This window comes from Pedobacter sp. 05L430 (assembly GCF_056397585.1).
Genome location: NZ_JBFTNT010000230.1, coordinates 1 through 6,843, shown reverse-complemented (window position 1 = coordinate 6,843; position 6,843 = coordinate 1). Strand labels below are relative to the sequence as shown.

Annotated in this window: 10 protein-coding genes and 1 pseudogene; 4 read left to right on the top strand and 7 right to left on the bottom strand. The window is 36.4% G+C overall.

Going from position 1 to position 6,843, the window contains the following annotated elements:
* A pseudogene (locus tag AC1DG9_RS20780) lies at nucleotides 1-157 on the bottom strand (ABC transporter permease); the annotation flags it as partial.
* Nucleotides 158-331: 174 nt separating this feature from the next.
* Here AC1DG9_RS20780 and queA point away from each other — a divergent pair.
* Together queA and AC1DG9_RS20770 are read left to right on the top strand one after the other, a co-directional pair.
* On the top strand, nucleotides 332-1,381 hold the full coding sequence (gene queA / locus AC1DG9_RS20775; protein WP_172659154.1) for a tRNA preQ1(34) S-adenosylmethionine ribosyltransferase-isomerase QueA: 1,050 nt from the start codon (nucleotides 332-334) through the stop codon (nucleotides 1,379-1,381).
* Between the two features lie 93 nt (nucleotides 1,382-1,474).
* A complete protein-coding gene (locus AC1DG9_RS20770; RefSeq protein ID WP_172659155.1) occupies nucleotides 1,475-2,152 on the top strand; it encodes a 2-C-methyl-D-erythritol 4-phosphate cytidylyltransferase in 678 nt (225 codons plus the stop codon).
* A gap of 50 nt (nucleotides 2,153-2,202) precedes the next feature.
* Here AC1DG9_RS20770 and AC1DG9_RS20765 read toward each other — a convergent pair whose 3' ends face one another.
* From AC1DG9_RS20765 to AC1DG9_RS20740, 6 genes are all read right to left on the bottom strand, one after another.
* Nucleotides 2,203-2,364, bottom strand: coding sequence for a lmo0937 family membrane protein (locus AC1DG9_RS20765; RefSeq protein WP_152542334.1), 162 nt, complete (start codon nucleotides 2,362-2,364; stop codon nucleotides 2,203-2,205).
* 135 nt (nucleotides 2,365-2,499) lie between these two features.
* The gene (locus AC1DG9_RS20760; RefSeq protein ID WP_008240955.1) at nucleotides 2,500-2,721 is read right to left on the bottom strand and encodes a DUF2795 domain-containing protein; all 222 of its coding nucleotides are present in this window, start codon (nucleotides 2,719-2,721) and stop codon (nucleotides 2,500-2,502) included.
* Nucleotides 2,722-2,807: 86 nt separating this feature from the next.
* On the bottom strand, nucleotides 2,808-3,356 hold the full coding sequence (locus AC1DG9_RS20755; protein ID WP_172659156.1) for a cob(I)yrinic acid a,c-diamide adenosyltransferase: 549 nt from the start codon (nucleotides 3,354-3,356) through the stop codon (nucleotides 2,808-2,810).
* Nucleotides 3,357-3,365: 9 nt separating this feature from the next.
* Nucleotides 3,366-4,124 (bottom strand): ABC transporter ATP-binding protein, encoded by a 759-nt coding sequence (locus tag AC1DG9_RS20750; RefSeq protein WP_172659157.1) that lies wholly within the window; start codon nucleotides 4,122-4,124, stop codon nucleotides 3,366-3,368.
* A 50-nt stretch (nucleotides 4,125-4,174) separates the two neighbouring features.
* On the bottom strand, nucleotides 4,175-4,465 hold the full coding sequence (gatC, locus tag AC1DG9_RS20745; protein WP_048906171.1) for an Asp-tRNA(Asn)/Glu-tRNA(Gln) amidotransferase subunit GatC: 291 nt from the start codon (nucleotides 4,463-4,465) through the stop codon (nucleotides 4,175-4,177).
* Nucleotides 4,462-5,073: a lysophospholipid acyltransferase family protein gene (locus tag AC1DG9_RS20740; protein WP_477612306.1), complete on the bottom strand. Its 612-nt coding sequence runs from the start codon at nucleotides 5,071-5,073 to the stop codon at nucleotides 4,462-4,464. Before AC1DG9_RS20740 ends, gatC begins: the two co-directional genes overlap by 4 nt.
* Before the next feature lie 260 nt (nucleotides 5,074-5,333).
* On the opposite strand from AC1DG9_RS20740, the gene trpS reads away from it, so the two are divergent.
* A complete protein-coding gene (gene trpS / locus AC1DG9_RS20735; RefSeq protein WP_477635169.1) occupies nucleotides 5,334-6,332 on the top strand; it encodes a tryptophan--tRNA ligase in 999 nt (332 codons plus the stop codon).
* 45 nt (nucleotides 6,333-6,377) lie between these two features.
* Nucleotides 6,378-6,843: deoxynucleoside kinase (locus tag AC1DG9_RS20730; protein WP_477635168.1), on the top strand; the 466-nt coding region annotated here is incomplete at its 3' end.

Genomic DNA, 6,843 nt, shown 5'->3' with positions numbered 1-6,843 from the left:
GTTTACTTCTAAAAGTATCAGCAGCAGAAAACACGAATATGATTGCAAAAATACCAATGGTGATCCCTAATAAGGAAAGCATGGTGCGAAGCTTATTTTGGCGGAGAGCATCAAATGCAAATCGAAAACTTTCGCCTATTAGTTTGAGAATGATCATAATTAATGTTTAGACCAAAACTAACCAAAAAGGTTACAGAAAAACATTATATAATATAAAAAATACATTTATGTTTATGAATAAAACATATCTTGTTTATCAGGACGTAAGTTAATTGCAAAAAAGAAGATTATATTTTGTAAATTTGCGCCCTTAATTATCACATCGAAAAATATGAAGTTATCTCAATTTAAGTTTAATCTACCTGAATCATTAGTTGCCAATAATCCTTCAGAACAAAGGGACGAAGCCCGTTTAATGGTTTTACACAAGGATAGTGGCAAAATTGAACATAAAATATTTAAGGATATTTTAGGTTATTTTGATGATAAGGATGTAATGATATTGAACAACACCAAAGTTTTTCCTGCCCGTTTATACGGAAACAAGGAAAAAACAGGTGCGACAATTGAAGTCTTCTTATTACGTGAACTGAACAAAGAATTACGTTTATGGGATGTTTTGGTTGATCCGGCCCGTAAAATCCGCGTTGGAAACAAATTATACTTTGGTGATGACGATTTATTAGTTGCCGAAGTTGTTGATAACACCACCTCACGCGGACGTACCATCCGTTTCCTATTTGATGGAACTGACGAAGAATTCAGAAAAAATATCGAAATCCTTGGCGAAACGCCACTTCCAAAATACATTAAGCGTAAAGCTACTGCGCAGGATAAAGAACGTTATCAAACTATATTTGCAAAACATGAAGGTGCAGTTGCTGCCCCAACTGCTGGCTTGCATTTTAGCAGAGAGTTGATGAAACGTCTGGAATTAAAAGGTATTAATTTTGCAGAAGTTACTTTACATGTTGGCTTAGGTACTTTCAGATCTGTAGAGGTTGAAGATTTAACTAAACACAAAATGGACTCAGAACAGTACATTATTGAGCAAAAAGATGCAGATATTGTAAATAAAGCGATTGAAGAAAAAAGAAGGGTTTGTGCTGTTGGAACTACTTCGATGCGTGCAATAGAATCTGCTGTTTCTTCAAACAGAACACTTAAGGCGGCTAACGACTGGACGAGCAAGTTCATCTTCCCTCCATATGATTTCAGTATCGCTAACTCAATGATTACTAACTTCCACACTCCGGAATCAACTTTATTGATGATGGTAAGTGCATTTGGCGGTTACGATTATGTTAGACATGCTTATGAAGTAGCTTTAAAAGAAAAATACCGTTTCTATAGCTATGGTGATGCTATGTTAATCATTTAGTACTTTAGATACTAGTACTTAGTATTTAGACAAAATGCAAATAGCTCATTAACTATACGATTTATCTAAATACTAAGTACTAAATACTCACTCATGAAATACTACGCTATTTTAGTTGCAGGTGGTTCCGGCAACAGAATGCAAAATACCATCGCCAAACAATTTCTATTATTAGATGGCAAGCCGATACTCATGCATACACTTGAGGCTTTTCATCAATGCCCACTAAACCCCGAAATACTCTTAGTATTAAACATACATCAACATGCCTACTGGGAAGAGCTTTGTAATACTTACAGCTGCTCAATTCCTCATCAGGTAATAAAAGGTGGCGAACAAAGATTTCACTCCGTAAAAAACGGTTTAAAAGCAATTAGGGGAAAAGGGATTGTTGCCGTACATGATGCAGTAAGACCATTGGTATCTCCTGAGCTTATCTCGAAATCATTTCAGGTAGCGGAAGAAAAAGGCAACTGTGTTGTAGGCATTAATCCAACAGATTCCATCAGGAGAATCATTGGAGGCCAAAAAAGTGAGTCGCTGAACAGAAATGAGGTCGCTTTGATACAAACCCCCCAAACATTTAATCTGGACATGTTAAGAAAATCATATGAAAAGCCGTTCAGAAATGAGTTTACGGACGACGCCTCAGTTGCCGAGTATTCTGGATTTGAGATAAATATGATAGACGGAGAAAGAGAGAATATTAAAATTACTTATCCGGAGGATCTTGAAATTGCTTCAATTTTCCTCAAGCGGTCGTTACGCTGATAAAGACAAATGGTCTCTAATAGCATAACGACCGATTAACAGGAATGCTATTACGCTGCCCTATTGATAACTTTTAGAATAATTGCGATAACAGCAATCACTAATAAAATATGGATTAAGCCACCAACATTCGGACCAAAACCATTAAAGAAGAAGCCAATGATCCACAGTATTACTAATACTACGGCAACTAGATAAAGTAGATTTCCCATAACGTTTAATTTAAGTATATGTTTTAGATAGATTTCAGGTTGTGTTAAACACTTCCATGACAATACATAAACAATCATCGTTCCAAAAAAAGAAAGGCCCCGATAATTGGGGCCTTTCTTTTTTATTAGTTATGGTTAATATTCGTCTTCGTTAAAGAAGAAATCATCCTTAGTAGGGTAATCTGGCCAAATTTCTTCGATGGTTTCATATGGTTCCCCATCGTCTTCCAAAGCTTGTAAATTTTCTATCACCTCTACAGGTGCTCCAGATCGTATACCATAATCTATCAATTCATCTTTTGTTGCAGGCCATGGAGCGTCTTCCAAATGCGATGCGAGTTCTAAAGTCCAATACATATTTCTTTACTATTAAGTTATTCTAAATTTATTCGCAAAAGTATATTAAAAAACCTGAGCAAAACAAACTTTTTTTTCCACTTTTTTTAAAGCCTCGGAAGCCATATATTTTCTTCCGTTCCAGCATCTAAATTCAGTTTTCGTGCCAAAACAAATAAATAATCGCTTAAACGGTTCAAATAAATGGTCATTTTTTCGTCAACAAAGCTTTCGGCAGCCAAATGTACCGTTAAACGCTCTGCACGGCGGCAAATACATCTTGCAACATGGCAGTAAGAAACTACCGTATTTCCACCTGGCAACACAAAATGCTTCAATTCTGGCAGTATTTCGTTCATGCCATCCATTTCCTGTTCCAACAGTGCAATGTCGCTTTCATGAAGGTCGGGTATCTTCATTTTGGATTTTTCAGGATCAGCAGCTAGCGATGCTCCTACAGTGAATAACCTGTCCTGAATCTCTTTAAGTATTTTTTGATGATGGTTATCTATATCCTGACACATGATTAATCCTATGTAGGAATTAAGCTCATCAACGGTTCCATAACATTCAATACGCAAATGGAATTTCGGAACTCGGGTACCTCCTATCAACGAGGTTAATCCCTTATCACCGGTTTTGGTATATATCTTCATTAAGAAATGTTATACTATTTTCTCAAAATCACTGCCTATTTTTTCCAGATTGCTAAGGCGTGGCGATACGGTTTTAATATCTTCATTCTTATAGTCCTTCTCAACCAAACCATCGCGCATACGCACAATGCGATGAGCATGTTGAGCAATATCCTCCTCGTGCGTAACCAGGATGATGGTATTTCCCTTACTATGAATTTCTTCAAGCAAACCCATAATTTCTATGGAAGTTTTAGTATCAAGGTTACCTGTTGGCTCATCGGCCAATATAATTGATGGGTTGTTTATTAAAGCTCTGGCAACAGCTACACGCTGGCGCTGCCCACCCGAAAGCTCATTAGGCTTGTGTGTAACCCTGTTGCCCAGGCCTACGTTTTCCAAAGCTTTTTGAGCCCGCTCGTCACGCTCCTTTTTAGAAGCACCGGCATAAATTAATGGTAAAGCAACATTATCTAAAGATGTTGAACGGGGTAAAAGATTAAAAGTTTGAAAAACAAACCCGATCTCTTTATTTCTTACCTCAGCAAGCTCATTATCGGTCATATGGCTCACATTAATTCCATTAAGAATGTATGTTCCCTTACTTGGGGTATCTAAACAGCCAAGAATGTTCATTAAGGTCGATTTACCAGAACCTGAAGGCCCCATTAAAGCAACGAACTCGCCTTTATGGATATCAAGAGTAACGGATTTTAAAGCATGAATAACTTCTGAACCTATAACGTATTTACGGCCTATCTCTGTAATTTGTATTAATGCTTTTTCCATCACTTTTTTCTTTTTAGACGATCTTTAATACTTCAATGTTACACTTCAGCTTATTTTTCTATGATCTTAGGGACAAAGAAGAAGCTTTCGTTGTGTTTAGCTGCATTCTTTAATCCATCTTGTACTGTAATTTCCTGCTTCACTACATCTTCTCTCCAGATGTTTTCTTCCTGGTTCATATAAACCAAAGGCTTTACACCTGTAGTATCCAACTCATTCAACTTCTCCATAAAAGTAAGTATCTTATTCATGTCGGCAATCAATGTATCAACTTCTTTATCTTCAATAGCTATTCTGGCTAAATCAGCAACTTTATTTATGGTTTGCTTATCTATAATCATTTATGAGCAAGTTTACTGTTTATTAAATCAAAAACGCGGTCCTTCAATATATCTGAGTCATCAACACCCAAATCCTGAGTCCCAATTGGTTTGTGGATGTAAATATCGCAAATTCCCGGACTTGTTCCATATTTTGATCCATCATCCCACATTCTTTTCCAAACATTAATCATACTGACAGGAACAATGGCTATATTTTTTTCAATTGCAAGTCTAAAAGGCCCATTTTTAAAAGGGATTGTTTTGGGAGGATATTGATCTTCTATCCTTCCTTCCGGAAAAATAATCAGGCTCATTCCCTTTTCCAGATTATCACCTGCTTTTTTAAACGCCCTAAACGCCGAAATCTTACTCTCACGCTTTACCGGAACATCAATAGTATTAAAAAACAACTTTAAAACAGGGTTAGCCAGCAACTCTTCTTTACCCATAAAATGAAAGCGTCCCTTTGCAATTACACAAAGTATCATGATATCAAAATTAGAAGTATGATTGGCACAATAGATATAAGTCTGATCGCTTTTTAATTCCTCTTCAAACTTAATACGATAAGCCAATCCAATAAAGAAACTACAAATGAAGCTATTCCATTTGCGCAATTTGTTCATCAGGTCGTAGTACTTTGGGTTTCTCGAAGCAAGATAATAAAACGGGTAAAACAGAGCCGAAAAAACCAAAAGAACAAATAAAGAATAAATACGGTGCAGGTGCCTTAGAAGTTTAACCATTGAATTCAAACATACAAATTTTTAGAATTCAAACCATTAAAGTATCAGAGTTGAGAAATTAATTAACCAATTAAAGAAATAAGGATAAAAAAAGAAATTATTAGCAGATCGAGTTGTGGTTTTTTATTAATTTCGGCCCTATGAAAGAAACGGTAGTTAGTGGCATACGTCCGACAGGAAAATTACACTTAGGGAATTATTTTGGTGCAGTAACCAACTTTGTAAAAATGCAGTACGATTATAACTGCTTTTTTTTCATTGCTGATCTTCATTCTTTAACGACTMATCCTACTCCTGGAGATTTACATGGCTACGTTAGACACGTTTTGGTAGAATATCTTGCATGTGGAATAGACCCTGAAGAAACAACCATCTATATTCAGTCTGATGTTCCGGAAGTTGCCGAACTGTATTTATATCTTAATATGAATGCATACATGGGTGAGTTGGAAAGAAGTACTTCATTTAAAGACAAAGTAAGGTCTCAGCCAGATAATGTAAATGCAGGTCTGCTAACCTACCCTACCTTAATGGCAGCTGATATTTTGATCCATAAGGCTACAAAAGTAMCCGTTGGAAAAGATCAGGAACAGCACCTTGAATTTACACGTACTTTTGGCAATAGATTTAACAGATTATATAATTCAGAATATTTCCCTGAAGCATTTGCTTTTAACTACTCGAAAAATCTGGTTAAGGTACCTGGTTTAGATGGAAATGGAAAAATGAGCAAATCAAACGGAGAAGGTAGCTGCATCTATTTATCAGACAGCCCTGAAATTATCCGTAAAAAAGTGTCGCGCGCGGTAACTGATAGTGGCCCTTCAGCGGAAAACCAAACAAAACCGGAAGCAATCCAGAATCTGTTTGATTTAATGAAAATTGTTTCACCCGCCGATACACTGAAACATTTTGATGACTTGTATAATAAAATGGGTATTCGGTACGGTGACTTCAAAAAGCAACTGGCCGAAGATATGATCATTTTTAACACCCCCATTCGTGAGCGTATTGAAGATCTTTCTAAAGACAGTTCATATTTACGTCAGGTAGCTATTCATGGTGCTTTAAAAGCCAGAGAAAGCGCACAAAAAACAATAAGAGAGGTCAGACAATTAATTGGCTTCAAATCATTTTAACTTATTGCCTAAAATAACTACCTTACTGATCTTCAATAAAAGTTTATGCACATAGCGATAGTAGGAAATATAGGAGCAGGAAAAACCACGCTAACGGGTTTACTGGCTAAGAATTATGGATGGGAAGCTTTATACGAAGCTGTTGACAATAACCCATATCTCGAAGATTTTTACAGCGACATGAAAAGATGGAGCTTCAATCTTCAAATTTACTTTCTTAATAGTCGTTTCCAACAAATCGTAGATATACAAAACTTCAACAGAAACGTAATACAGGATAGGACCATATATGAGGATGCTCATATATTTGCTGATAACTTACACGACATGGGCCTGATGACCACAAGAGATCATCAAAACTATAAAGCAATTTTTGCAAATGTAACCTCGTTTATCAAACCTCCTGACTTACTTGTTTACCTTCGTGCATCTGTACCTACATTGGTTAACAATATCCAGCGCAGAGGCAGGGAATATGAGGCCAGCATCCGAATAGATTACTTATCAAAGT

What these genes read in the sequence shown, in the direction of transcription:
- queA (WP_172659154.1), top strand. Translation starts at nt 332, where the DNA reads ATGAAGTTATCTCAATTTAAGTTTAATCTACCTGAATCATTAGTTGCC.
- AC1DG9_RS20770 (WP_172659155.1), top strand. Translation starts at nt 1,475, where the DNA reads ATGAAATACTACGCTATTTTAGTTGCAGGTGGTTCCGGCAACAGAATG.
- AC1DG9_RS20765 (WP_152542334.1), bottom strand. Translation starts at nt 2,364, where the DNA reads ATGGGAAATCTACTTTATCTAGTTGCCGTAGTATTAGTAATACTGTGG.
- AC1DG9_RS20760 (WP_008240955.1), bottom strand. Translation starts at nt 2,721, where the DNA reads ATGTATTGGACTTTAGAACTCGCATCGCATTTGGAAGACGCTCCATGG.
- AC1DG9_RS20755 (WP_172659156.1), bottom strand. Translation starts at nt 3,356, where the DNA reads ATGAAGATATATACCAAAACCGGTGATAAGGGATTAACCTCGTTGATA.
- AC1DG9_RS20750 (WP_172659157.1), bottom strand. Translation starts at nt 4,124, where the DNA reads ATGGAAAAAGCATTAATACAAATTACAGAGATAGGCCGTAAATACGTT.
- gatC (WP_048906171.1), bottom strand. Translation starts at nt 4,465, where the DNA reads ATGATTATAGATAAGCAAACCATAAATAAAGTTGCTGATTTAGCCAGA.
- AC1DG9_RS20740 (WP_477612306.1), bottom strand. Translation starts at nt 5,073, where the DNA reads ATGAACAAATTGCGCAAATGGAATAGCTTCATTTGTAGTTTCTTTATT.